The 24,020-nt window shown below is 64.6% G+C and carries 21 protein-coding genes and 8 tRNA genes; 15 read left to right on the forward strand and 14 right to left on the reverse strand.

The window, feature by feature from the left end; genetic code table 11:
* Positions 1-20: 20 nt before the first annotated feature.
* The 3 genes from Q358_RS0100185 (at position 21) to Q358_RS0100195 (ending at position 353) form a co-directional block, all read left to right on the forward strand.
* Positions 21-107 (forward strand) — tRNA-Leu (locus Q358_RS0100185).
* Between the two features lie 33 nt (positions 108-140).
* Positions 141-227, forward strand: a tRNA-Leu gene (locus Q358_RS0100190).
* A gap of 39 nt (positions 228-266) precedes the next feature.
* A tRNA-Leu gene (locus Q358_RS0100195) sits at positions 267-353 on the forward strand.
* 88 nt (positions 354-441) lie between these two features.
* Here the strand turns inward: Q358_RS0100195 and Q358_RS0100200 are convergent.
* Positions 442-1,302 carry a DNA/RNA non-specific endonuclease gene (locus Q358_RS0100200; RefSeq protein WP_027960193.1) on the reverse strand — a complete coding sequence of 287 codons (861 nt, stop codon included), beginning with the start codon at positions 1,300-1,302 and terminating at the stop codon, positions 442-444.
* Positions 1,303-1,377: 75 nt separating this feature from the next.
* Positions 1,378-1,653 carry an Lrp/AsnC family transcriptional regulator gene (locus Q358_RS0100205; RefSeq protein ID WP_027960194.1) on the reverse strand — a complete coding sequence of 92 codons (276 nt, stop codon included), beginning with the start codon at positions 1,651-1,653 and terminating at the stop codon, positions 1,378-1,380.
* 304 nt (positions 1,654-1,957) lie between these two features.
* Between Q358_RS0100205 and Q358_RS0100210 the strand changes: the two genes are divergently transcribed.
* Entirely contained in the window at positions 1,958-2,272 is a 315-nt protein-coding gene (locus Q358_RS0100210) for a high-potential iron-sulfur protein (protein WP_027960195.1), read from the forward strand.
* Positions 2,273-2,367: 95 nt separating this feature from the next.
* On the opposite strand, the gene Q358_RS0100215 is transcribed toward Q358_RS0100210, so the two are convergent.
* From Q358_RS0100215 to Q358_RS0100260, 10 genes are all read right to left on the reverse strand, one after another.
* Entirely contained in the window at positions 2,368-3,927 is a 1,560-nt protein-coding gene (locus Q358_RS0100215) for a SpoVR family protein (RefSeq protein WP_027960196.1), read from the reverse strand.
* Positions 3,928-3,954: 27 nt separating this feature from the next.
* Positions 3,955-5,241, reverse strand: a complete 1,287-nt coding sequence (locus tag Q358_RS0100220) for a YeaH/YhbH family protein (protein ID WP_027960197.1) — start codon at positions 5,239-5,241, stop codon at positions 3,955-3,957.
* 52 nt (positions 5,242-5,293) lie between these two features.
* Entirely contained in the window at positions 5,294-7,216 is a 1,923-nt protein-coding gene (locus Q358_RS0100225) for a PrkA family serine protein kinase (RefSeq protein ID WP_027960198.1), read from the reverse strand.
* Positions 7,217-7,449: 233 nt separating this feature from the next.
* Complete coding sequence (locus Q358_RS0100230) at positions 7,450-9,462, reverse strand: NADPH-dependent 2,4-dienoyl-CoA reductase (RefSeq protein ID WP_027960199.1); 2,013 nt, start codon at positions 9,460-9,462, stop codon at positions 7,450-7,452.
* A 231-nt stretch (positions 9,463-9,693) separates the two neighbouring features.
* Positions 9,694-9,770, reverse strand: a tRNA-Asp gene (locus tag Q358_RS0100235).
* A 3-nt stretch (positions 9,771-9,773) separates the two neighbouring features.
* Positions 9,774-9,850 (reverse strand) — tRNA-Val (locus Q358_RS0100240).
* 56 nt (positions 9,851-9,906) lie between these two features.
* Positions 9,907-9,983, reverse strand: a tRNA-Asp gene (locus Q358_RS0100245).
* Between the two features lie 27 nt (positions 9,984-10,010).
* Positions 10,011-10,087, reverse strand: a tRNA-Asp gene (locus Q358_RS0100250).
* Between the two features lie 38 nt (positions 10,088-10,125).
* Positions 10,126-10,201, reverse strand: a tRNA-Val gene (locus Q358_RS0100255).
* Between the two features lie 59 nt (positions 10,202-10,260).
* Entirely contained in the window at positions 10,261-10,980 is a 720-nt protein-coding gene (locus Q358_RS0100260) for an alpha/beta family hydrolase (protein ID WP_342665532.1), read from the reverse strand.
* Positions 10,981-11,143: 163 nt separating this feature from the next.
* On the opposite strand from Q358_RS0100260, the gene ccoN reads away from it, so the two are divergent.
* The 11 genes from ccoN (at position 11,144) to fnr (ending at position 22,219) form a co-directional block, all read left to right on the forward strand.
* Positions 11,144-12,568, forward strand: coding sequence for a cytochrome-c oxidase, cbb3-type subunit I (ccoN, locus tag Q358_RS0100265; protein ID WP_027960201.1), 1,425 nt, complete (start codon positions 11,144-11,146; stop codon positions 12,566-12,568).
* Between the two features lie 23 nt (positions 12,569-12,591).
* Entirely contained in the window at positions 12,592-13,197 is a 606-nt protein-coding gene (gene ccoO / locus Q358_RS0100270) for a cytochrome-c oxidase, cbb3-type subunit II (RefSeq protein WP_027960202.1), read from the forward strand.
* 1 nt (position 13,198) lies between these two features.
* Entirely contained in the window at positions 13,199-13,429 is a 231-nt protein-coding gene (locus Q358_RS0100275) for a CcoQ/FixQ family Cbb3-type cytochrome c oxidase assembly chaperone (RefSeq protein WP_027960203.1), read from the forward strand.
* Entirely contained in the window at positions 13,426-14,355 is a 930-nt protein-coding gene (gene ccoP / locus Q358_RS0100280; protein WP_027960204.1) for a cytochrome-c oxidase, cbb3-type subunit III, read from the forward strand. Before Q358_RS0100275 ends, ccoP begins: the two co-directional genes overlap by 4 nt.
* A 136-nt stretch (positions 14,356-14,491) precedes the next feature.
* Entirely contained in the window at positions 14,492-15,913 is a 1,422-nt protein-coding gene (gene ccoG, locus Q358_RS0100285; protein ID WP_027960205.1) for a cytochrome c oxidase accessory protein CcoG, read from the forward strand.
* A gap of 1 nt (position 15,914) precedes the next feature.
* Entirely contained in the window at positions 15,915-16,430 is a 516-nt protein-coding gene (locus Q358_RS0100290; protein WP_027960206.1) for a FixH family protein, read from the forward strand.
* Positions 16,431-16,444: 14 nt separating this feature from the next.
* Positions 16,445-18,925, forward strand: a complete 2,481-nt coding sequence (locus tag Q358_RS0100295; protein ID WP_027960207.1) for a heavy metal translocating P-type ATPase — start codon at positions 16,445-16,447, stop codon at positions 18,923-18,925.
* On the forward strand, positions 18,922-19,188 hold the full coding sequence (ccoS, locus tag Q358_RS18875) for a cbb3-type cytochrome oxidase assembly protein CcoS (RefSeq protein ID WP_084286391.1): 267 nt from the start codon (positions 18,922-18,924) through the stop codon (positions 19,186-19,188). The genes Q358_RS0100295 and ccoS overlap by 4 nt, the downstream gene beginning before the upstream one ends.
* On the forward strand, positions 19,188-19,892 hold the full coding sequence (locus tag Q358_RS0100305) for a sulfite exporter TauE/SafE family protein (RefSeq protein ID WP_027960208.1): 705 nt from the start codon (positions 19,188-19,190) through the stop codon (positions 19,890-19,892). The genes ccoS and Q358_RS0100305 overlap by 1 nt, the downstream gene beginning before the upstream one ends.
* 90 nt (positions 19,893-19,982) lie before the next feature.
* On the forward strand, positions 19,983-21,323 hold the full coding sequence (locus Q358_RS16215; protein ID WP_051530104.1) for a radical SAM protein: 1,341 nt from the start codon (positions 19,983-19,985) through the stop codon (positions 21,321-21,323).
* Between the two features lie 152 nt (positions 21,324-21,475).
* Positions 21,476-22,219: a fumarate/nitrate reduction transcriptional regulator Fnr gene (gene fnr, locus Q358_RS16220; protein ID WP_043487423.1), complete on the forward strand. Its 744-nt coding sequence runs from the start codon at positions 21,476-21,478 to the stop codon at positions 22,217-22,219.
* Between the two features lie 161 nt (positions 22,220-22,380).
* Here fnr and ttcA read toward each other — a convergent pair whose 3' ends face one another.
* Both ttcA and Q358_RS0100330 read right to left on the reverse strand, forming a co-directional pair.
* Complete coding sequence (gene ttcA, locus Q358_RS0100325; protein ID WP_027960210.1) at positions 22,381-23,292, reverse strand: tRNA 2-thiocytidine(32) synthetase TtcA; 912 nt, start codon at positions 23,290-23,292, stop codon at positions 22,381-22,383.
* A gap of 83 nt (positions 23,293-23,375) precedes the next feature.
* Positions 23,376-23,996, reverse strand: a complete 621-nt coding sequence (locus tag Q358_RS0100330) for a 3'-5' exonuclease (RefSeq protein ID WP_027960211.1) — start codon at positions 23,994-23,996, stop codon at positions 23,376-23,378.
* Positions 23,997-24,020 lie beyond the last annotated feature (24 nt).

Genomic DNA, 24,020 nt, shown 5'->3' on the forward strand with positions numbered 1-24,020 from the left:
GGGTACTATACGCGTCGCTTGCCCAGATGGCGGAATTGGTAGACGCGCTAGCTTCAGGTGCTAGTGTCCTTACGGACGTGGAGGTTCAAGTCCTCTTCTGGGCACCATTGCTCTTTATACAGTTCGACTCGCTCGTGTTCGCCCAGGTGGCGGAATTGGTAGACGCGCTAGCTTCAGGTGCTAGTGTCCTTATGGACGTGGAGGTTCAAGTCCTCTCCTGGGCACCATTCCTTCGGGAAACGCGACCACGACGAGATGCATGATGCGCCCAGGTGGCGGAATTGGTAGACGCGCTAGCTTCAGGTGCTAGTATCCTTACGGATGTGGAGGTTCAAGTCCTCTCCTGGGCACCATTCATATCGCGTCATGCAGGCTGGAGCAGGCAAGATTATCGAGAAACCGCGACACTGGATCGCGGTTTTTTTGTGTCTATACAATACGCTACTCGAAGCGCCCGGGGCGGTTTGCCACCTCCTCCAGTGCCCAGCCGCGAGTACTCACCCGACCCTCGAGCACATCGGCGGCCTTTTCGGGGAGCCGGGGGAAGAAGTCGAGCCCGGTGCGCGCCTCGACCTCATCGATACTCACCAGGTAATCATCCAGCGCCTCGTCGCCGCGCACCTGCTGGGGCATCAGGAAGGCCAGGGCCAGGGGACGCTCGCCGGGAATCACGATAATCTTGTAGAAGGCCGTCGGAATTTCCACGAAGCCGACCCGATTGAGGACGTTGTCGAGAAAGCGCTCGGGAAACACGGGCCCGGTAATCACCTGCACCGCGCCGAAGCGCGGCACGAAGTGGTCCATCACCACTTCTTCCAGGCGCTGCCAGAGGCGGCGATTGAGGTCGGGTCGCTGGGGCGTCATGTTGCTCATGTAGAAGGTGTCGCGCTGAGCGTCGCGCCCGTGCACCGCGGCGATGGCGTAGTTGGGCGCCATGTGTCCGCGGTCGAAGCCGCTGCCGGCGTAGTGACCGGTACCAATGGGCCACAGGGTACGCCAGTCCTGGCGGAATCCGGGGCGCGGCCCGCTTCCGGGATCGTCCACCGCCTGGAGTCGATAGCTGACCCACAGCGGATTGACCCTCAGGTCCGACCAACCGACCAGAAACCCCTCGTTGCGTAGCACGCGGTGGAAGCCGACAAGTGAAGGCTCCTGCCACTCGGGCACTCCCATCCATACCAGGGAGTCGCGCAGCTCGCGCTCCTGGAAGTGCCATAGCCCGGCACCCACGATCACAAACAGCAGGCTGACGGCAAGACGCCGCAGCGTGCGGCCACGACGTGGAAAACGAAGGCGACTCATCCGTGAAAGACGTTCCTGTGATCAGTGAAAGACAGGGGGCACCGGCCGGGCATCCATGCCACCCGGTCCAGGACGCTACCAGCCCAGCGAGAACATGGTCTCCAGGTCGTGGCGAGAGTGTACCTGCATGGCGTTGAGCGTCTCCGTCTCACGAATACCCTCCACGGCGTTGAGGCGCCCGGTCACCAGCTCGGCCAGGCTCTCGAAGTCGCGCGTGCGGGCGATGGCGACCAGATCGTAGCGACCACAGGTGGAGTAGACCTCGCTGATTCCCTCGACGTCGGCCAGGCGCTCGGCCACCGACTTGACCTGCCCCTTGTCGGTGTTGATCAGGATCACGGCATTCTGCATCGGGTTCTCTCCGGGTGTCGCCTCACGGGCGGAGGTTGACGGCAGACAGCCACCGACGGCTGCCCGGGTTGTCCTGCCGAGTATACCAGCGCCGGGAAGCGTGAAGCATCACCCTCTTTCCTGACCTTGCGCAACGGCGCGACAAGTCGTCGCAGAGGCTCGTTCGCATACAGGCATCACCTTGACTATGATACGGAATGAATATTGCCGGCAGTCACTTGCCGGCTTCCAAGAGGTGGAGCACCACCCAGGAATAGCGGGCCAACGCCCGACCGTGACCCTCAACGAGACCCAAGGAGATTCCATGGCTAACCACAGCCGTCGTGATTTCATGCGCCACAGCCTGATGGGCATGGCCGCCCTGCCGCTGGGTGCCGGCATCCTCTCCGGCCGCGCCTTTGCCCAGGACCTGCCGCCGCTGGATCCTTCCGCCGAGCAGGCGCAGGCTCTCAACTACGTGAAAGACACCGCCGAGGCCGCCGATCATCCGGCCCATGAGGAAGGCGAGCAGTGTGATAACTGCATGTTCTTCCAGGCCGACAGTCAGGGCTGCCAGCTGTTCCCGCAGAACAGCGTCGAGCCGGCAGGCTGGTGCCAATCCTGGACCGCCCAGAACTGATATGGCCAGGCGGCGGCCGCCGCCACACCGGCCCAGACAGGACCCGCGCCACGGCGCGGGTCCTGTCGTTTTTATCCGCCGCGACAGCCGTCGACTCAGGCCCCATCGGCGGCCTGCTCATCGGATAACGGCCACTGGTAGCGCCGCACCACCCGCTCCCCCTGGACCGACTCCAGGCGCACCGGGAAGCCCCACAGCTGATGCAGGTGGCGCATCACCGGATAGACGCTGCGGGCCAGCGGGCGACGCTCATCCTGAACATGGTGCAGGGTCAGGGAGCGGTCGCCGCGAATATCCGCCGCATAGACCTGGATATTGGGCTCACGCACGGCCAGCGCATAGTGGGCCGCCAGCGCTTCGCGGATACGCTGATAACCGCGCTCGTCATGAATCGCCCCCACCTCCAGCATCTCATCCTGGTCGTCGTCGACCACCATGAAGAGCTTGAGATCGCGAATCACCCGGGGTGATAGAAACTGCTGAATGAAGGACTCATCCTTGAAGTTCTGCATGGCGAACTCCAGGGTCTCGCGCCAGTCGCTACCGGCGGTATCGGGGAACCAGCGGCGGTCCTCGTCGGTGGGAGACTCGCAGATGCGCCGCAGGTCACTGAACATGGCAAAGCCCAGTGCATAAGGGTTGATGCCATTATACAGGGGGCTGTCGAAGGCCGGCTGCTGCACCACCGCCGTATGCGACTGCAGGAACTCCAACATCAACCCCTCATCCACCGCCTCCTCCTCATAGAGCCGGTTCATCAGGGTGTAGTGCCAGAAGGTGGCCCAGCCCTCGTTCATCACCTGAGTCTGTCGCTGGGGATAGAAGTACTGTGCCAGCTTGCGCACGATGCGCACCACCTCCCTCTGCCAGGGCGCCAGCAGCGGTGCATTCTTCTCGATGAAGTAGAGCAGGTTCTCCTGGGGCTCAGGCGGATAGCGCCCTCCCGCATGCAGGCCGAGCGGGTCCTCCTCTTCGTCCACCATGTCCGGCAGCCGGTCTTCGCGATGGCGACCGGGAATGGTACGCCACAGGGTATTTACCTGGGCCTGCAGGAGCTCCTCGCGCTCCTTCTGGCGGCGCACCTCCTCTTCGGTGGAGATCGGCGAGGGGCGCTTGTAGCGATCGACGCCGTAGTTCTGCAAGGCGTGACAGGCGTCCAGCAGCTGCTCCACCGCCGCGACACCGTGACGCTCCTCACACTCGACGATATACCGCCGAGCGAACACCAGATAGTCGATGATCGAACCGGCATCGGTCCAGGTGCGGAATAGATAGTTGCCCTTGAAGAAGGAGTTGTGGCCATAACAGGCGTGCGCCATGACCAGCACCTGCATCATCAGGGTGTTCTCCTCCATCAGGTAGGCGATGCAGGGGTCGGAGTTGATCACCAGCTCGTAGGCCAGGCCCATCTGACCGCGGCGATACGCCTGCTCCACGGCCAGGAACTGCTTGCCGAATGACCAGTGGTGATAGCCCACCGGCATGCCCACGCTGGCGTAGGCATCCATCATCTGCTCCGAGGTGATCACCTCGATCTGATTGGGGTAGGTGTCGAGGCGATACTCATCCGCCAGGCGGGCAATCTCCTGCTCGAACTCGGTGAGTATCTCGAAGTTCCAGTCGGATCCGCTGGCGATAGGCTTGCGTCGGGTCATCTTGCCTCCTCGGCCGCTGACCGGCCCTCAGCCGCCGGCAGCGCGGCGCTTGAACAGCTCGCGAAACACCGGATAGATATCTCCGGCTTCGACGATCTGGCGCATGGCAAAACGCGCCGGAAACTCGGTGGCCACGGTTTCGTACTCCTCCCAGAGGGCCTGGTGGGCATGGGGGGTAATTTCCACGTAGGTGAAGTACTGCACGCGCGGCATCAGCTTTCTGATCAACAGGTCACGACAGGTCACCGAGTCGTCATCCCAGTTATCGCCGTCCGAGGCCTGGGCGACGTAGAGGTTCCACTGGCCCGGCGGGTAGCGCTCGACGATGATGTCATCCACCAGCGACAGCGCACTGGACACGATGGTGCCGCCGGTCTCACGTGAATAGAAGAACTCTTCCTCGTCCACCTCCCGGGCGGCGGTATGATGGCGAACGAAGACCAGCTCGACCTTCTCGTAGTTGCGTTCGAGAAACAGGTAAAGCAGCAGGAAGAAGCGCTTGGCGATGTCCTTGTGGGCCTGGGTCATGGAGCCGGACACGTCCATGACGCAGAACATGACGGCCTTGCTGGACGGCTGCGGCTGATTGACCAGATGGTTGTAGCGAAGGTCGTAGGTGTCGATGAAGGGCACCGCCTCGAGACGCTTCTCGAGGCGCTCTATTTCCGCCTTGAGTTCGGCGATGCGCGCCGGGTTGCGCAGCACCGGGTCCTTGCGCTCTTCGGCCTCCAGCGCGTCGCGGGCGTCGCGCAGGGCGCGACGAATCGGTGCGCGCATGGCGATGCGACGAGCATGGGCCTCGCGCATGGAGCGCACGATATTGACCCGCGCCGGCACCCCCTCCTTGGAGACCCCCGCACGCACCGGACGCACCTCGTCGAGATCCACCATCGCCTTGCGCTCCAGATGGGGCAGCTCCAGGCCATCGAAGACGAAATCGAGAAACTCCTCCCGGGAGAGGGTAAAGGCGAATTCGTCCATGCTCTCACCCTGGTTGGACGCCCCACCCTCGCCGGCGCCATCTCCCCCGCCGCCCCCACTCGGGCGCTGCAGGCGATCCCCCTCCACGAACTCCTGGTTGCCGGGGGCGATAATGCGGCGCTTGCCACCGGGGCCATGCTGGAACACCGGTTCCGAGATATCGCGGGTGGGAATCGATACCTTCTCACCACGCTCCATGTCGGTGATCGAGCGCCGATTCACGGCCTCTTCCACGGAGCGTTTGATATGGGTGCGATAGCGGTCGAGGAAGCGCTGCCGATTGACCGCGCTCTTGTGCTTGGCATTCGCCCGCCGATCGATAAAGTAGCTCATGGCAACTCTCCTGCGCACCGCGGGGGCCTTGCCGCCACGGCGCGGCATCGGGCTACTGGGACTTGCGTACCCGCAGGTACCACTCGGAGAGCAGGCGCACCTGTTTCTCGGTGTAGCCACGCTCCACCATGCGTGCCACGAAGTCCTCGTGCTTCTGCTGGTCGGCGCTGGAGGCCTTGGCGTTGAAGGAGATCACCGGCAGCAGCTCCTCGGTATTGGCGAACATCTTGTGCTCGATCACCCCGCGCAGCTTCTCGTAGGACTGCCACCCGGGGTTCATGCCATTGTTCTGGGCCCGCGCCCGCAGCACGAAGTTGACCACCTCGTGGCGGAAGTCCTTGGGGTTGGAGATACCCGCCGGCTTCTCGATCTTCTCCAGGTCCTCGTTGAGGGCCTGGCGGTCGAGGAACTCGCCGGTCTCGGGGTCACGGTACTCCTGGTCCTGGATCCAGAAGTCGGCGTAGGTCACGTAGCGATCGAAGATGTTCTGGCCGTACTCGGAGTAGGACTCGAGATAGGCGGTCTGGATCTCCTTGCCGATAAAGTCCACGTAGCGGGGCGCCAGGAACTCCTTGATGAAGCGCAGGTAGCGCTCGAAGGTCTCGCTCGGCAGCTGCTCCTGCTCCAGGCGCTGCTCCAGTACGTAGAGCAGATGCACCGGGTTGGCCGCCACCTCATGGCCGTCGAAGTTGAACACCTTGGCCAGGATCTTGAAGGCGAAGCGGGTGGAGAGCCCGTTCATGCCCTCATCGACCCCGGCGGCATCGCGATATTCCTGAATCGACTTGGCCTTGGGATCGGTATCCTTGAGGTTCTCGCCGTCGTAGACCCGCATCTTGGAATAGACGCTGGAGTTCTCCGGCTCATTGAGCCGCGAGAGCACCGAAAACTGCGCCAGCATGCGCAGCGTATCCGGAGCACAGGGCGCCTCGGCCAGCGAGGAGTGCTCCAGCAGCTTCCGATAGATGCTGATCTCCTCGGAGACCCGCAGGCAGTAGGGAATCTTGACGATATAGACCCGATCCAGGAAGGCCTCGTTATTGCGGTTGTTGCGGAAGGTCTGCCACTCGCTCTCGTTGGAGTGGGCCAGGACCACGCCCTCGAAGGGGATGGCGCCCATGCCTTCGGTGGGGTTGTAGTTGCTCTCCTGAGTGGCGGTCAGCAGCGGATGCAGCACCTTGATCGGCGCCTTGAACATCTCGACGAATTCCATCAACCCCTGGTTGGCGCGACACAGCCCACCGGAGAAGCTGTAGGCATCGGGGTCATCCTGGGAGTAAAGCTCGAGCTGGCGGATGTCCACCTTGCCGACCAGCGACGAGATGTCCTGGTTGTTCTCGTCGCCCGGCTCGGTCTTGGAGACGGCGATCTGGTTCAGCCGCGACGGGTAGAGCCTCACCACCCTGAACTGGCTGATATCACCGCCGTACTCCCTGAGCCGCTTGGCCGCCCAGGGCGACATCACGCTCTTCAGATAGCGGCGAGGGATCCGGTATTCCTCCTCCAGCAGCGCCCCGTCCTCTTCGGGCGAGAACAGCCCCAGGGGAGACTCGTAGACCGGCGAATCCTTGATGGCATAGAAGGGAACCTTCTCCATCAGCAGCTTGAGGCGCTCGGCCAGCGATGACTTGCCACCACCCACCGGCCCCAGCAGGTAGAGGATCTGCTTGCGCTCCTCCAGGCCCTGAGCGGCATGCCGGAAGTAGGCGACGATCTGCTCGATCGCCTCCTCCATGCCGTAGAACTCGGCGAAGGCCGGATAGCGGCGAATCACCTTGTTGGAGAAGATGCGTGAAAGCCGGGGATCCTTGGCCGTGTCGATGACCTCCGGCTCGCCGATCGCCTGAAGCATGCGCTCGGCGGCCGAGGCATAGGCCAGCGGCTCCTCGCGACACAGCGCCAGGTACTCCTGCAGGCTCATCTCCTCCTGCTGGACGCGAGCGAAACGGTTCTGAACGTGGTCGAAGATGCTCATCGATGCCTCCTTAAGCCCGATGGCTCGGCGCCGGCCCATGGGCGCTCGAGAACTGGGTCACTCTCAGCGTAGCCAGACGGGCCCTGGTTCAGCGGATATCGAGTCAACGCTTCACCTACACCTGTAGACGCGATGAGAGCAGGAGGGTTCGATGTTTCAATGCCGGACCACTCGACGCCACGGGCCTGCCCCTTCGCAGGCGGCAGGCCCGTGGCGGAACCGGCGAGCGGCGATTATAGCGCCGCCGCTACCCGTGTCCCCTGGTCGATGGCACGCTTGGCATCCAGCTCGCCGGGCTCATCGGCACCGCCGATCAGGTGGACCGCCACGCCGGCGTCCCGGAGCGGCTCGTGGAGGTCACGCACCGACTCCTGGCCGGCACAGACCACCACCGTATCGACCTCCAGCAGGCGCGGCTCGTCGGCATGCAGGATATGCAGGCCGGCATCATCGATATGCCGATATTCGCAGCCGGCCAGGGTCTCCACGCCGCGCTGCCGAAGCGAGGCACGATGCACCCAGCCCGTCGTCTTGCCGAGGCCCTTGCCCGGCTTGGAACGCTTGCGCTGAAGCAGGAAGACCTGGCGTGGCACCTCGGGCCGCTCGGGCGCCTTGAGCCCGCCCGGCGAGGAGACGGTGAGATCCACCCCCCACTCCGCACACCAGGCCCCGGTGTCCAGGGACGGTTGGCCGACATGGGTCAGCAGTTCCGCCACATCGAAGCCGATCCCCCCCGCCCCGATGATCGCCACCCGGCGACCTACCCGCTCGGTGTGCAGGATGGCCTCGGGATAGCTCATCACGCTGGGATGGTCGCTGCCGGGTAGCGTGAGCCGCCGCGGACGCACGCCACTGGCCAGCACCACCGCATCGAAGTCGGCCAGCATGGCGGCATCCGCCGCACAGTCGAGCCGCACCTCGACGCGATGCTTGTCGAGCATCACCCGGTAGTAGCGCAGGGTCTCGTTGAACTCCTCCTTGCCGGGAATCTGGCGGGCATAGTGGAACTGGCCGCCCAGCTCGCTATCGCGCTCGAAGAGGGTGACCGCGTGGCCGCGCTCGGCCGCCGTGAGCGCCGCCGCCAGACCGGCCGGCCCGCCACCGACCACGGCGACGCGACGCGGCGCGGCCGCCGGCTCGATCACAAGCTCGGTCTCGTGACCGGCGCGGGGATTGACCAGACAGGACGTCGGCTTGCCCTCGAAGGTGTGATCCAGGCAAGCCTGATTACAGGCGATGCAGGTGTTGATCTCCTCGCTGCGCCCCGCCGCCGCCTTGCTGACCCAGGCCGGGTCGGCGAGGAAGGGGCGTGCCATGCTGACCATGTCGGCATGCCCCTCGGCCAGCACCCGTTCGGCGACCTCGGGCATGTTGATGCGATTGGTGGTAATCAATGGAAGCGAGACCTCGCCCTTCAGTCTTCGGGTCACCTCCGTGAACGCCGCCCGGGGCACGCTGGTGACGATGGTCGGCACCCGGGCTTCATGCCAGCCGATGCCGGTATTGAGCGCATCGGCCCCGGCGGCCTCGAGCGCCCTGGCCAGGGCGACCACCTCATCGTGGGTGCTGCCGTCTTCCACCAGATCGATCATGGAGAGACGGAAGATCACCGCGAAATCATTGCCGACCGCCGCACGAATGCGGCGCATCACCTCCAGCGGGAAGCGGATCCGGTTCTCGAAGGCGCCCCCCCACTCATCCTCTCGATGATTGGTGCGCCGGCAGATGAACTGGTTGATCAGATACCCCTCGGAGCCCATCACCTCCACGCCGTCATAGCCGGCCCGCTTGGCCAGCGTCGCGCAGCGCACATAGTCCTCGATCTGGCGCTCCACCTCGTCGCCGGCCAGCGCCCGAGGGGCGAAGGGATTGATCGGGGCCTGAATCGCCGAGGGCGCCACGAGTTCCGGCGTATAGGCATAGCGACCGGCATGGAGGATCTGCATGCAGATCCGCCCGCCTTCGGCGTGTACCGCCTCGATCACCCGACGATGATCATCCAGCTGCGCCTCCTCCTCGAGGCTCGCCGCGCCCTGAAAGACGGCACCCTCGGGGTTGGGGGCAATACCGCCGGTGACGATCAGCCCGACGCCCTCCCGGGCGCGCTCGGCATAGAAGGCCGCCAGGCGCTCGAAGCCTCCCGGCCTCTCCTCCAGATTGGTATGCATGGACCCCATCAACACTCGATTGGGCAGGGTCAGATGACCGAGTTGCAGGGGCTGAAAAATGCGCGAATAGGCGGCCACGGCGACACTCCTGTTATTTGAACAACGCTGATTCAGAGGCACCGGCGAAACACGGCGCCCGAACACAGCCACGAATATTCAAACAACTGTATGACAGTTTTGTCCGGAGAGAAAGGACGGTCTACACAGACGGTCTATACAGAAGGAAGAGCCCGAAGCCCCGAGGGGTGTGGCGCACAACGAGAAAGCCCCGGGCACTGGGCCCGGGGCTTCTGGAATTCGTGGCGATAATGGCGGACTGGACGGGACTCGAACCCGCGACCTCCGGCGTGACAGGCCGGCATTCTAACCAACTGAACTACCAGTCCGCGTGGTGGGTGATACCGGATTCGAACCAGTGACCCCCAGCATGTGAGGCTGGTGCTCTAACCAACTGAGCTAATCACCCACGCAATCGCACAAGATACTACACTTTCTACTACTATTCACTACATCAGGCCTTGATGGCGGACCGGACGGGACTCGAACCCGCGACCTCCGGCGTGACAGGCCGGCATTCTAACCAACTGAACTACCGGTCCGCAAAAGGACTGACTGTGGAAACACGTTGGCGGACTGGACGGGACTCGAACCCGCGACCTCCGGCGTGACAGGCCGGCATTCTAACCAACTGAACTACCAGTCCGCTGCGTGTTGCCTACGTAATCGGGACTGCCGAAGCAGTGGTGGGTGGTACTGGGTTCGAACCAGTGACCCCCAGCTTGTAAGGCTGGTGCTCTCCCAACTGAGCTAACCACCCCCGGTACGTGGCGCTGCATTCTACAGGGGCCGCCTTGAATGTCAACGCTTTTTATCGGGTCATGTCGACTCGTCCATGAAGGCGGCGATCGTGGCGACCCCCTCATCGATCAGCTGCTCCTGGGTTCTACCGCTGACGCGTCGCGGCTTCCAGTCGTGGTCGCCATCTTCCAGCCAGTGCAGGCGCGCTACGTCGGGCAATGCATAGTGCTTCACTTCCTCTCGGGTACCGAAGGCGTCACGACTCCCCTGCACGACCAGGGTGGGACAGCGGAGTCGCGGCCAGTGCTCGAGGCGTCGTCGCTCCGGCTTGCGCGGCGGATGAAAGGGGTAACCACACAGCACCAGGCCCGGGGCGCCATCACGGGCGGCGAGCAGACTGGCCACTCGGCCCCCCATGGACTTGCCACCCAACCACAGGGGAGGCAGGTCGGGGTGTGACAGAGTGTCGCACCAGGTCGCCATCTCCTCCATCAGGCGGTCGACCCTCGGTGGTGGGCGGCGGCGCCCCTCGCGGCGCATCTGCTGGAGGTAGGCGAACTCGATGGCAAGAGTCTGAACGCCGCTTCCTGCCAGGCCGCTTCGCAACCGTTGCAGAAACGTGGAATCCTGGCCCGCGCCGGCACCATGGGCTACCAGCAACCGGCCCACATGCGCCTCGCCACAGACTGTCAGGGGACCTCCAGGCAGATGCCAGTGGCCGCGCTCGCCTCTCAACAGGCGCTCGCGACACTCGGCTGCAGTGATCGAATCATGATGCTGAGGGGTGTGATCTGACACGCGATCTCCTTGCAAGTTCTCCGACTACGCCGATTGGCGTGTTCAGGATATGGCTCCGCTAGGGTAGAATCCCCCGCGAATTGATCTGCATCACCTCAGGGAGGCCGCATCAGTGACAAACTGACGCAGCTTTATCTCCTACCGCGTTCGATGGGAACCCGACATGAGCACAGCATTTGAACATCCGACCTACAACTACAAGGTAGTTCGGCAGTTCGCGATCATGACCGTGGTCTGGGGCATCGTGGGCATGGCACTCGGTGTCACCCTCGCCGCCCAGCTGGTCTGGCCGCAACTGAACCTCGATCTACCCTGGACCAGCTTCGGCCGTCTACGCCCGCTGCATACCAACGCCGTGATCTTCGCCTTTGGCGGCTCGGCACTGATTGCCACGTCTTACTATGTGGTTCAACGCACCTGCCAGGTACGCCTGTTCTCTGACCGGCTGGCGGCCTTCACGTTCTGGGGCTATCAGGCGGTGATCCTGCTGGCCGTGGTGACTCTCCCGCTGGGTTACACCACCACCAAGGAGTACGCCGAACTGGAGTGGCCGATCAACATCCTGCTGGCCGTGGTCTGGATCGCCTATGCGATCGTCTTTTTGATGACCATCAAGCGCCGCAAGGTGTCGCATATCTATGTGGCCAACTGGTTCTATGCCGCCTTCATCCTCACCATCGCGGTGCTGCATATCGTCAACAACGCGGCGCTTCCCGTTACCGCCTGGTACTCCACGTCCATCTACGCCGGCGCCATCGACGCCATGGTGCAGTGGTGGTACGGCCACAACGCGGTAGGCTTCTTCCTGACCGCCGGCTTCCTCGGCATGATGTACTACTTCGTGCCCAAGCAGGCCGAGCGCCCGGTCTACTCCTATCGCCTGTCCATCGTCCACTTCTGGGCGCTGATCATGGTCTACATGTGGGCCGGCCCGCACCATCTGCACTATACCGCCCTGCCCAACTGGACCCAGTCGCTGGGCATGGTGCTGTCCATCATCCTGCTCGCACCCTCCTGGGGCGGCATGATCAACGGCATGATGACGCTCTCCGGCGCCTGGCATAAGCTGCGCACCGACCCCACCCTGCGCTTTTTGGTGGTCGCCCTCTCCTTCTACGGCATGTCCACCTTCGAGGGACCGATGATGGCAGTGAAGACCGTCAACGCCCTGTCCCACTATACCGACTGGACCATCGGCCACGTCCACGCCGGCGCCCTGGGCTGGGTGGCGATGATCACCATCGGCTCCATGTATCACCTGATTCCGCGCCTGTTCGGCCGCACCGAGATGCATTCGGTCAACCTGATCGCCGTGCACTTCTGGCTGGCGACCATCGGCACCGTGCTCTACATCGCCTCCATGTGGGTCAACGGCATCCTCCAGGGCCTGATGTGGCGTGCGATCAATCCGGACGGCACCCTGATGTACACCTTCGTCGAGGCCGTCGAGGCCAGCGGCCCCGGTTACATCGTGCGCCTGATCGGCGGCCTGTGCTGGGTCACCGGCATGCTGATCATGGCCTATAACGTCACCCGGACCATCAAGCGCGGTGAAGGGGCCCATCAGCCGCTTCCCCAGACCGCCTGAGCCTACAGGGAACGAGACTTCCAATGAGACACGAGATCGTCGAAAAGAACGTCGGCCTGCTCGCCGTGCTGATCCTGGTGGTCATCAGCTTCGGCGGCCTGGCCGAGGTAGTACCACTGTTCTTCCAGAAGCAGACCACAGAGCCGGTGGAGGGGCTCGAGCCGCTGACCGCCCTGGAGCTCGAGGGACGCGATATCTATCGCCGTGAGGGTTGTGTCGGCTGTCACTCACAGATGGTGCGCCCCTTCCGCGCCGAGACCGAGCGCTATGGGCCCTACACCGTGGCCGGCGAAACGGTCTACGACCACAACTTCCTGTGGGGCTCCAAGCGTACCGGGCCGGACCTGGCCCGAGTGGGCGGCCGCTACAGCGACGACTGGCATCGCGCGCACCTCTACAACCCGCGTGATGTAGTTCCCGAGTCGGTAATGCCCGCCTATCCGTGGTTGTTCAAGAACACCGTTGACGGCGAGGCCACGCCCAAGAAGATGCGTGCCCTGCGCGCCCTCGGCGTGCCCTATACCGACGAGCAGATCGAGAACGCCACAGGCGAGGTTCGGGGCGAACAGGAGATCACCGCTCTGATCGCCTATCTGCAACAACTCGGCACCGTCCTCAAGGACCAATGACATGGATAGCGGCACCGTCAGCGGCATCGTCACCGGCATTCTGATCCTGGTCTTCATCGGCATCACGGTGTGGGCCTATTCGAAGCGGCGCAAGCCGGACTTCGACGAAGCGGCCAACCTGCCCTTTGCCGACGATGACCCGCAACAGAACCGTGACACTAGCGCCTCGCCGGACGGGGCCGATTCCCGCAAGAGCGATTCTTGCAAGAGCAAGGGAGACAGGAACACATGAACAATCTCTGGGGTGACTCCCTTTCCGGGTTCTGGAGCGCCTGGATCATCGTCATCACGCTGGGCTCCATCGGTATTGCCTTCTGGCTACTCTATGCCAACCGCAAGACCGACAAGACCCCTGATGCCGAAGGCAATGTCGATACCACCGGCCACGCCGCCGACGGTATCGAGGAATACGATAACCCGCTGCCGCGCTGGTGGTTCCAGCTTTACCTGGGCACCGTGGTGTTTGCGCTGGGCTATCTGGTGCTCTACCCGGGCCTGGGCAACTTTGCCGGCCTGCTGGGCTGGAGTCAGGAAAGCCAGTGGGAACAGGAAGTGGCCCGCGCCGAGGAACGCTTTACGCCGATCTTCGCCCAGTACGAGGAGGTGGCGATTCCCGAGCTGGCCCAGGATGGCGAGGCCATGCAGGTTGCCGAGCGCATCTTTCTCAACAACTGTGCGGTGTGCCACGGTTCCGGGGCCCAGGGCGGCTACGGCTTCCCCAACCTGACCGACGACGAGTGGCTCTACGGTGGCGAGCCCGAGAACATCCTGGCGACCCTCAACAACGGCCGAAACGGTTTGATGCCCTCCTGGCAGCAGCTCGGCGAGGAGAACATCGAGAACGTCACCCAACATGTTCTGTCGCTGTCGAATCAGGACCACGACGCCCAGAGCGCCGAGAGCGGTGCGGCAACCTTCGCGTCGGTATGCGCCGCCTGTCACATGCCCGACGGCACCGGCAATCAGGCCCTGGGAGCGCCCAACCTGACCAACGATAACTGGCTCTATCAGCAGCCCGGCCAGAGCATAGCGGACTCCGTACGCCAGACCCTGCGCAACGGCCGCAACGGCCATATGCCGGCCCAGGCCGCCTATATCGGTGAGGAGCGCGTCCACCTGGTGGCCGCCTATGTCTACAGCCTGCGCGACCAGGACTGAGGCAGCTCACCAGCAAGCAGGCATTGAAGGGTGCGACGTCAGGTCGCACCCTTTCTCGTTTGTGCGCTGCATCGCTACAATAGTCCCGTCCCGACCCGAGTCCGTTCGGACCTCACTCCCCTACCGTGAGCCAGCCATGAGCGACAAGATTCCCACCCATGATGTCACCCCCTCGCCCGGGGAGCCGGTGAAGCAGGAGATGTACGCCAGCCGTCGCCACATCTATGTGCGCGAGATAAAGGGCTTTTTCCAGCGCCTGCGCCGTGCCTCCAACTGGGCGCTGATGATGGCCTTCTTCCTCCTGCCCTGGATTCCCTGGGGAGACCGCCCGGCCATCTGGTTCGACCTGCCCGGCCGCGAGTTCCATATCTTCTCGGCGACCTTCTATCCCCAGGAGTTCATGCTGCTCTCCTGGCTGCTGATCATCTGTGCCTTCGGACTCTTCTTCATCACCGTGTTCGCCGGTCGCGTCTGGTGTGGCTATACCTGCCCACAGAGCGTCTGGACCTTCCTGTTCATCTGGGTCGAACACCGCCTGGAAGGCTCACGCAACCGTCGCATCAAGCTCGACAAGCAGCCGCTGACTGCCGACAAGCTATGGCGCAAGGGGGCGAAGCATGCCATCTGGCTGTTCATTGCCCTGGCCACCGGCGTCACCTTCGTGGGCTACTTTACCCCCATCAACCGCCTGGTGATGGAGCTGCCCACCCTGGAGGCCAATGGCTGGTCCTACTTCTGGGCCGGTTTCTTCCTGGTGTTCACCTACCTCAACGCCGGCTGGCTGCGTGAGCAGGTGTGCATCTACATGTGCCCCTATGCCCGCTTCCAGGGCGTCATGTTCGACCGTGACACCCTGATCGTCTCCTATGACGCCGCCCGCGGCGAACCCCGCGGCGCGCGCAAGAAGACCCTGTCCCACGAGCAGGCCCGCGAGGCCGGCCACGGTGACTGCATCGACTGCGACCTCTGCGTTCAGGTCTGCCCCACCGGCATCGATATCCGCGATGGCCTGCAGTACGAATGCATCACCTGTGCGGCCTGCATCGACGCCTGCGACAGCGTGATGGACAAGATGGGCTATCCCCGTGGCCTGATTCGCTACACCACCGAGAACGCCCTGGAGGGCAAGCCGACCCATATCCTGCGGCCACGCCTGCTGGGCTACCTGGCGGCCCTGCTGGTCATGGTCGGGCTGTTCGCCTGGACCGTCAGTGATCGCACCCCCCTCTCCTTCGATGTGGAGCGCGACCGTAACCGGCTGTTCCAGACCACCGCCGATGGCAATATCAGCAACAGCTATACCATCACGGTGCGCAACATGGACGGTGAGGCTCACGACTATCGCCTGGAGGCCTCTGGCCTGTCGGGACTGACGCTGGATACCGCCAGCATCCGGGTCCCCGCCAGCGACTCACGCCAGCGGGTAGTCACCATCACCGCTCCGGGTGATGCCATCGTCAAGCCCAGCCACTCCATCACCCTGCGGCTGACCGCTGAAGCGTCCACCGATATCAGCCTGGAGCGCGAGGCGCGCTTCCTCGGCGAGCTGCGGAGATAGCATGCGCGAAGACCTCAAGCCCTGGTACAAGCAGTTCTGGCCCTGGTTCCTGATCGGGCTGTTGCTGTCATCGATCCTCTTCAGCCTGGTCTATCTGGCGTTCTCGATCCGTTACTATGATGGATCGGTCGGCGACGATTACTACAAGCGCGGCCTGGCCATCAACGAACAGCTGGCCAAGCAGGAGCACGCTCAGAGGCTGGGCCTGGAGGCCCAGCTCCTGTTCGATGACCGTACCGGCGACGTCGTGGTGGACCTGGCCGGCGAGAGCCTCCCGGAGAGCCGGCCGGAGAGTCTTCAACTGGCACTGATCTTCCCCACCGACAGCGACTTCGATCGTACCCTGACCCTGGAGCATGTGCATGAGGGTCGCTATATCACCACCATGGAGGAGCCGCTTCACTATCGCTGGTACCTGCAGCTGCAACCCGAAGCGGGGGAGCAGGCCCCGTGGCGTCTCACCGGTGAAGTCAGCTTCCCGAGTGATGCTCCCGTCACCCTGGAGCCGGGCCTCTAGCCCGGTACCCTGACATGCCCGACACCACCGACATCGCCGATACCCGCTGCTATCACTGCGGCAACCCGGTGCCCCGGGGCGCCCCCTGGTCGATCACCCTGGACGATGCCTGCCACCCCCTGTGCTGTCCCGGTTGCGAGGCGGTAGCTCATGCCATCGTCGATGGCGGGCTGTCCAGCTACTACCGCTTCCGCACCGAACTGCCCGAGCGCCCCGAGGACCACGACGCCGCCCGGGCCGAGACCTGGGTGGTGTTCGACGATGCCGGACTGCAGGAGCAGTTCGTGCACCCCGAACGCGACGACAGCGGCCGCGTCCATGCCACCCTGGCGGTCGATGGCATCACCTGCGCCGCCTGCGCCTGGCTGATCGAGCATCGCCTCAACGCCCTGGAGGGCATCGCGACCAGCGCGGTCAACCTGACTCACCACCGAGTCCGGGTCAGCTGGGATCCGACGGCCGTCAAACTATCGCGGATCCTGGCGGAGATGGCCGCCATCGGCTATCGCTCCCAGCCCTGGGAACCCGACGAGGCCCAGGCCCGGCTGCAGCGCGAAGAGCGCATGACCGTGCGACGCCTGATCATCGCCGCGGTCGGCATGGCCCAGGTCATGATGTTCTCGATTCCCATCTATATGACGGGCCCCGGGGAAATCAGCGAGGACTTCCTTGCCCTGTTCCACTGGCTCTCCTTCGCGCTGGCCACGCCGGTGGTGTTCTTCTCCGCGCTGCCCTTCTTCCGTAACGCCGCACGCGACCTGCGCACCCGGGTGCTGGGCATGGACGTACCGGTCTCCCTGGCGATCGGCGGCGCCTATCTCGCCAGCGGTTTCGCGGTGATCAGCGGCCAGGGGGAGGTCTACTTCGATTCGGTGGCGATGTTCACCTTCTTTCTGCTGTTCGGGCGCTATGTGGAGGCCCGTGCCCGGCGTCGCAGCGGTCATAACGGCAATGCCATGGCCGGCGCCCTTCCCGCTTCGGCGGTTCGGCTCACTGACGCCGGCGAGGAGCGCATCCTCCCCGCCGGCGAACTGCACGCCGGCGACAGGGTGTTGATCAAGCCCGGCCACAGCGTGCCCGCGGATGGCGTGATCGAAGAGGGAGAGTCGAGCCTCGACGAATCGATGCTCACCGGCGAGACCCTGCCGGTGATCCGCCGCTGCGGCGACACCGTTACCGGCGGCAGCCACAACGTCGAGAGCCCACTGGTGGTGAGGGTGACCCATGCCGGCCGTGACACCCGGGTCTCCGGCATCGTCGACCTCACCGATCGCGCCTTCGCCAGCCGGCCACGCCTGGCCCAGATGGCAGCGCGCATGGCTCACCTCTTCGTTCTCAGGCTGCTGTTCGTGGCCCTGGGCGTGGCCATCGTCTGGTGGTTCATCGATCCGTCACGGGTACTCTGGGTCACCCTCTCGGTGCTGGTCGTCACCTGTCCCTGCGCCCTGGCCCTGGCGACACCCACCGCCCTCACCGCCGGCCACGGTCAACTGCGCCGACGCGGCGTCCTGGTCACCCGCGCCGATGCCATCGAGGCGCTCTCCCAGGTCGATCGCGTGATCCTCGACAAGACCGGCACCCTGACCACGGGCCACATGAGCCTGGTGGCGACTCGCCCGTTGGGGGACCTGACGGCAGAACATGCGCGCTCCCTGGCCGCCGCCCTGGAGGCGCGCTCCGAACACCCCATCGCCCGCGCCTTCCGTCCCTATCGGGACGGCTGCCCACAGGCCCAGCAGATCACCAGCCTCCCCGGAAAGGGCCTCGAGGGTCGCCTGGACGATCGCCGCTGGCGGCTGGGCAGGCCCGACTTCGCCGCGCCGGAGCGGTCGACGACGACGCCCGACACGGGGCAATGGTTGCTGCTGGCCGAGGAGGGCGAGCCACGCTGCTGGTTCCGCCTCCAGGACCGGGTCCGGGAGGATGCCGCCGAGACGGTGGCCGCTCTGGATGCGCTCGGCCTCGAAGTGGAGCTGCTCTCCGGCGACACCCCCGGGGCCGCCGAAGATTTGGCAAGGAAGCTCGGCATCACGACCTGGCGGGGTGGCGCCAGCCCCGAGGATAAGCTGGCGCGTATTCGCGAGGGTCAAGCCGCCGGTGAACGGGTCGCCATGGTCGGCGACGGCATCAACGATGTTCCGGTGCTGGCCGGCGCCGATGTGGCCATCGCCATGAATGGCGCCACCGACCTGGCCCGCACCAGCGCCGACGCCATCCTGCTCAGCCCGCACCTGTCCCGCATCCCGGAGGCAATCGCCCTGTGCCGCGCCACCCGCCGGGTAATGCGCCAGAACATGCTATGGTCGGTGATCTACAATGCGTCGGCGATGCCGCTGGCCGCCATCGGCATCGTGCCCCCTTGGCTGGCCGCCATCGGCATGTCGGCAAGCTCTCTGGTCGTGGTGGGTAACGCCCTGCGCCTCAACCGCTTCCGCCACCGAAGCACCGACTCCTCCGCATTGACGGCCACCGCATCCACGGAGGTCAACCCATGAGCATCCTCTACCTGCTGATTCCACTCTCGCTGATTCTGCTCGGCCTGGCCGTCTGGGCCTTCTTCTGGGCGGTAAAGAATGACCAGTTCGAAGACCTCGAGGGGCCGGCCTACCGAATCCTCTTCGATGATGATGCCAACGACATCCCCCCCGAACAGCGCCGACAAGACACAACCGATGGCCACAACCCGCCCTCGGAGAGACACGCCGGGAACGGTGACACCGGATCGGTCGACTCGACTCCCGGAGGAGTGAAGCACTGATGGATCCCACCGGCCTCGACCTGCCGCCCTTCGCGGCCGCCTTTGTCTTCGGCCTGCTGGGCGGCGCACACTGTATCGGCATGTGCGGCGGCATCATGAGCGCACTCTCCTTCGCCGTGCCGCCCAGCATGCGCTCGCCGGCGCGGCTGTCGGGCCTGCTGCTGGGATATAACCTGGGGCGCATCACCAGTTACATGATTGCCGGCGCCCTGGCCGCCTCCCTCGGCACCCTGCTCTCGCTGACCGCCCCGGCTCGCCTGATTCTCCAGGGGCTCGCCGCGCTGATGCTGATCCTGATGGCACTGTATATCGCCGACTGGTGGAAGGGGCTGCTCAGAATAGAAGCGGTCGGCCGGCGCCTATGGCGCCATATCGAACCATTGGGGCGGCGGTTGATGCCGGTGGTCAAGCTCCCCCAGGCGATGGCCCTGGGGGCGGTCTGGGGCTGGCTGCCCTGCGGGCTGGTCTACTCCATGCTGACCTGGAGCCTGGCCATCGCCGACCCGCTGCGCGGCGCGCTGCTGATGGGCGCCTTCGGGCTGGGCACCCTGCCGGCGCTGCTGGCCACCGGGTTCGCCGCACGCCAGCTCTCCGGACTGATCCGCCACCGGGCGACCCGCAGCATTGCCGCGCTCTCCATCATCGCCTTTGCCCTCTGGCAGCTATGGCTGCTGATTCCTGCGGGAGGGGCCCACTCCGGCTAATCGCTATTCCACGCAAGATTGACGCAGCTCAACGTCGGCCCGGTCAGCGCGTCCTAGCATGGGAAGCAAGTTCACTACCGGAGTCGCCCCATGCCCGTCCACGCCAAGCGCGCCGCCCTTCCCGGGGCCTCGGGCCTGCCTCGGGAACCGCTGTCCGGCGCGGGTGACCTGGTGTCGGCAAGGGAAGTGGCCTACCCCGCCCCGCATCACTACCGCGACGAGGTCGGCGGCCAGGCACTGGAATCGGCCCTTGCCACCCGCCCCACCGAGGCGCCCCTGGCGGTCAAGGTGCGCCTGCCCTTCTGCCGCCAGGCCTGTCGTTTCTGCGCCAGCCAATGCGTGCCCTCGCACAGCAGCCGCCAGGCCGAGCCCTACCTGACGCGTCTCGATCGCGAGATGGTACTGGTCCGGCGCCGGCTCCCCGGCCTGCCCCCGGTATCACGCCTGCACTGGGGCGGCGGCCCTCCGGCATTCCTCTCCCTGGAGCAGATGAGCGACCTCTTCGATCGCCTGGACGCCCGCTTCGGTCTCTCCGGCGCCCGAGAACGTGACTTCAGCATCGAGCTCGACCCCCGGGAGGCCGATATGCTGACCCTGCGCCACCTCCAGGCACTGGGCTTCAATCGCCTGAATCTGGGGATACAGGAACTCGATACCCGCGTCCAGCAGGCTATCAACCGCATCCAGCCGCGAGCCCTGACCGAGGCCCTGGTCGATGAGGCCGGCCGCCTGGGCTTTCGGGAGCTGACGCTGTCACTGATGCTGGGCCTGCCCTTCCAGACGCCGCAAGGCCTCGGTGACACCCTCGAGCAGGTCATCGGCATGGCCCCGGCACGCATCCGCCTCTACCGCTACCGACACCGGCCGGAGCATAACCGGGCGCAGCGCGCCATCCATCGTGACTGGCTACCCGGCGCGGCGACTCGCCGGCGGCTGCTGGCCGAGGCGCGTGGACGTCTCGACAGCGCCGGTTACGTGCATATCGGCCTGGGTCTCTACGCACACCGTAATGACCGCCTGACACAGGCCCAGATCAACGGCACCCTGGAGCATGGTCCGCTGGGCTTTACCCAGGCACCGGCAACCGACCTCCTGGGGCTCGGCATGAGTGCCACCAGCCGCATCGGCTCGCTCTGGGTCCGCAATGCCGACACCCTGGGAGCGTACGAGGACGCGCTGGATGCCAGCCGCCTACCCGGTACACGCGGCATCTACCTGACGGCCGACCAGCGCCGCCGTCGTGCCAAGCTCGAGTCGCTGCTCTGCGGCCGCACCATCGATCTTTCAGCCCTGCCGGCAAGCCCACGACTGGAAAGATTGAGTGCCGAAGGACTGATCGAGCTCTCCGCAGGACACATGGCACTGACCGCCGAGGGGCAGTGGCGACTCCCGCACTTACTCGAGGCGCTCGCCGGCCCGCTGGGCCTCTGACGGCCCCGATACGGTGTCGGCGACAGGATGATAGCGAATGGCGCCGGGGGTCTGGTCGTGGAGGGAATCCCAGTCCGCTACCCAGGATGGTTTGCCCTGCCCGCACTTTGCTCCATAATGTGGCCATGACCACGATCAAGAAGGAAAGGGCAATGGCGGATACCCTCACCGGCCGGCGGCGTTCCGTGCTGCAGGAGACACGCTGTCAAACCTGCAGCCTGAGCTCCCTGTGTCTGCCGCTCTCGCTCGAGGTAGAGGATATGGGCCATTTCGACGCCATTATCCGGCGCCGTGCGCCGCTCAAGAAGGGCGAGACCCTGTTCCGTCAGGACACTCCCTTTACCAGCGTCTTCGCGGTGCGTTCCGGCAGCCTCAAGCAGGTCACCACCGAAGGCAGCGGCGAGGACCAGCTGACCAACTTCTACCTGCCCAGCGAACTGGTGGGCCTCGACGGCATCGACGAACAACACTATCCGGGCTCCGTGGTGGCACTGGAAACCACCACCGTCTGCGAGATCCCCTTCGATCGACTGGACCATCTCTCGGAGTCGCTGCCGGAGCTGCGCGGTCAACTCTATCGCAGCATGAGCAAGGAGCTTCGCGAAGATCGTCGCATGATGCGACTGCTCTCCCGCAAGACCGCGGACCAACGCCTGGCGAGCTTCTTCACCAGCCTATCCGACCGTTTCCGCCGCCGCGGCTACTCCCCCTACAGCTTCCGCCTCTCCATGTCGCGAGCCGATATCGGCAACTATCTGGGCCTGGCGGTAGAAACGGTAAGCCGCATCCTGGGGCGCTTCCAGACCCAGGAACTGGTGGCCGTCTCCGGCCGCGAGGTCAATATCCTCGACCTGCCGGCGCTTACCCGCCTCGCCGAGGAAGAGGGAGCGCACTAAAGCCGTGTAAGCCGTAAGCTGTACGCCACCGAGGCTCACGATAGCCCCTTGGGGACAGTCCCCCGCAGAGGGAACAGGGGCGGCTTATCCGGGGACTGTCCCCTGCAGGCCAAGCCGGGGTGGGTTGTCGTAAAGCGCCCCGTTCCCGGCAGGGTCGAGTGTTATTCGTTGAGGATATCGATCCGGCTGGCCTGCATCCTGGCCTGCTTCTCTTCCAGGCCGGCGAAGTCGAACAGCTCACGGTCGGCCAGCTGCGAGGGGGCCACGTTGGTCACGGCCTTGAACATGCTCTCCAGACGGCCGGGGTGCTTCGCCTCCCACTCCGCCAGCATCTCCTTGACCACCTGGCGCTGGAGGTTGGGCTGGGAGCCGCACAGGTTGCAGGGGATGATCGGAAACTGCATCTGCCGGGCAAACTCGGCAATATCCGCCTCGCGGCAGTAGGCCAGCGGCCGAATCACCATGTTCCGGCCATCGTCCGAGAGCAGCTTGGGCGGCATCGACTTGAGGCTGCCGCCATAGAACATGTTGAGGAACAGCGTCTCGAGGATATCCTCGCGATGGTGGCCCAGGGCAATCTTGTTGGCACCGATCTGCTCGGCGAAGCCGTAGAGGGAGCCCCGGCGTAACCGCGAGCAGAGTGCACAGGTGGTCTTGCCTTCCGGGGTCTTCTCCTTGACCACCGAGTAGGTGTCACGCTCGAGGATATGATACTCGACGCCGGTGCCCTCCAGGTACTCGGGCAGAACATGCTCGGGAAAACCGGGCTGCTTCTGGTCGAGGTTCACCGCCACCAGCGAGAAATCGACCGGTGCATTGCGCTGCAGGTTGCGCAGGATCTCGAGCAGAGTATAGCTGTCCTTGCCGCCGGAGAGGCACACCATCACCCGGTCACCTTCGTGAATCATGCCATAGTCGATGATGGCATTGCCTGTCTGGCGTCGCAGCCGTTTCTGCAACTTGTTGAATTCACGTTTTTCCTTGGTGCCCGACGGCTGGCTCGGAGCCGGCCGGGAAGGAGTGGAGGACGCGCTATCGCGCTGATGGGGATCGAAGATCACGGCGTCTTGCATGGGTCTTGGCGCTGCCAGTGCGGGCGGAAATGTAAGGCGCCCATCCTACCACCGGCGTCGAAACCAGGCGACGCCCACGCCGATCAGACCGGCTGCTTGCCGGCACTCCGCTCGAGACGCAGAAACATCAGTGCGGTGGTGACCGCATCCCCCAGGGCGGTGTGGCGGCCCATGACCGGCACGTCCAGGCGCTCGGCCGCACTCTCGAAGCGTGGCAGGCTATCGATTTCCGGGTGCTGACGCCGCAGCCGGCGCCGCCAGAGCTGGGCCACATCCACGGTGGCGTTGGGCAACTCGAAGCCGAAGCGCGGGCGCAGTTCACGATTGAGGATGGCCAGGTCAAAGCCCAGGTGCCATCCCACCAGCGGACGATTGCCAACGAAATCGAGCAGCCGCGCCAGGGCCGCATCGATGTTCTCTCCACTATCGAGGTCCACGCCGCGCAGGCCATGGATGCGAATGGAGTCACCGGTCAGCGAATCGGGCCTGCGCAGGCGCATATCCAGGGAGTCACTGGTCTGGATATGATCACCCCGCACGCGGACCGCGGCGATCGATACCAGTTCGGCACGGCGCGTATCCGGACCGGTCGTCTCGGTATCGATCACCACCATCTCGTCGCCGGTATAGGGGTGAAACAGCCAGGCGTATTCGCCGTTGGCATGGCGTCGTCGATCCGCGACGCGCCTCAGGGCCTTGAGCATGACGGTCTCCTTGTGTCGTTGTCG

Origin of the sequence: Halomonas halodenitrificans DSM 735, from assembly GCF_000620045.1 — a bacterium.
Classification (GTDB): Bacteria; Pseudomonadota; Gammaproteobacteria; order Pseudomonadales; family Halomonadaceae; genus Halomonas; species Halomonas halodenitrificans.

Excerpts from the sequence above, each read along its gene's own strand:
- ccoS (WP_084286391.1), top strand. The coding sequence starts at position 18,922 with ATGAGCATCCTCTACCTGCTGATTCCACTCTCGCTGATTCTGCTCGGC.
- Q358_RS0100295 (WP_027960207.1), top strand. The coding sequence starts at position 16,445 with ATGCCCGACACCACCGACATCGCCGATACCCGCTGCTATCACTGCGGC.
- Q358_RS0100225 (WP_027960198.1), bottom strand. The coding sequence starts at position 7,216 with ATGAGCATCTTCGACCACGTTCAGAACCGTTTCGCTCGCGTCCAGCAG.
- Q358_RS0100330 (WP_027960211.1), bottom strand. The coding sequence starts at position 23,996 with ATGCTCAAGGCCCTGAGGCGCGTCGCGGATCGACGACGCCATGCCAAC.
- Q358_RS0100205 (WP_027960194.1), bottom strand. The coding sequence starts at position 1,653 with ATGCAGAATGCCGTGATCCTGATCAACACCGACAAGGGGCAGGTCAAG.
- Q358_RS0100305 (WP_027960208.1), top strand. The coding sequence starts at position 19,188 with ATGGATCCCACCGGCCTCGACCTGCCGCCCTTCGCGGCCGCCTTTGTC.
- ccoN (WP_027960201.1), top strand. The coding sequence starts at position 11,144 with ATGAGCACAGCATTTGAACATCCGACCTACAACTACAAGGTAGTTCGG.
- Q358_RS0100210 (WP_027960195.1), top strand. The coding sequence starts at position 1,958 with ATGGCTAACCACAGCCGTCGTGATTTCATGCGCCACAGCCTGATGGGC.
- Q358_RS0100290 (WP_027960206.1), top strand. The coding sequence starts at position 15,915 with ATGCGCGAAGACCTCAAGCCCTGGTACAAGCAGTTCTGGCCCTGGTTC.
- Q358_RS0100275 (WP_027960203.1), top strand. The coding sequence starts at position 13,199 with ATGGATAGCGGCACCGTCAGCGGCATCGTCACCGGCATTCTGATCCTG.
- Q358_RS0100220 (WP_027960197.1), bottom strand. The coding sequence starts at position 5,241 with ATGAGCTACTTTATCGATCGGCGGGCGAATGCCAAGCACAAGAGCGCG.
- Q358_RS16215 (WP_051530104.1), top strand. The coding sequence starts at position 19,983 with ATGCCCGTCCACGCCAAGCGCGCCGCCCTTCCCGGGGCCTCGGGCCTG.
- Q358_RS0100200 (WP_027960193.1), bottom strand. The coding sequence starts at position 1,302 with ATGAGTCGCCTTCGTTTTCCACGTCGTGGCCGCACGCTGCGGCGTCTT.
- ccoP (WP_027960204.1), top strand. The coding sequence starts at position 13,426 with ATGAACAATCTCTGGGGTGACTCCCTTTCCGGGTTCTGGAGCGCCTGG.
- ttcA (WP_027960210.1), bottom strand. The coding sequence starts at position 23,292 with ATGCAAGACGCCGTGATCTTCGATCCCCATCAGCGCGATAGCGCGTCC.
- ccoG (WP_027960205.1), top strand. The coding sequence starts at position 14,492 with ATGAGCGACAAGATTCCCACCCATGATGTCACCCCCTCGCCCGGGGAG.
- Q358_RS0100215 (WP_027960196.1), bottom strand. The coding sequence starts at position 3,927 with ATGACCCGACGCAAGCCTATCGCCAGCGGATCCGACTGGAACTTCGAG.
- fnr (WP_043487423.1), top strand. The coding sequence starts at position 21,476 with ATGGCGGATACCCTCACCGGCCGGCGGCGTTCCGTGCTGCAGGAGACA.
- ccoO (WP_027960202.1), top strand. The coding sequence starts at position 12,592 with ATGAGACACGAGATCGTCGAAAAGAACGTCGGCCTGCTCGCCGTGCTG.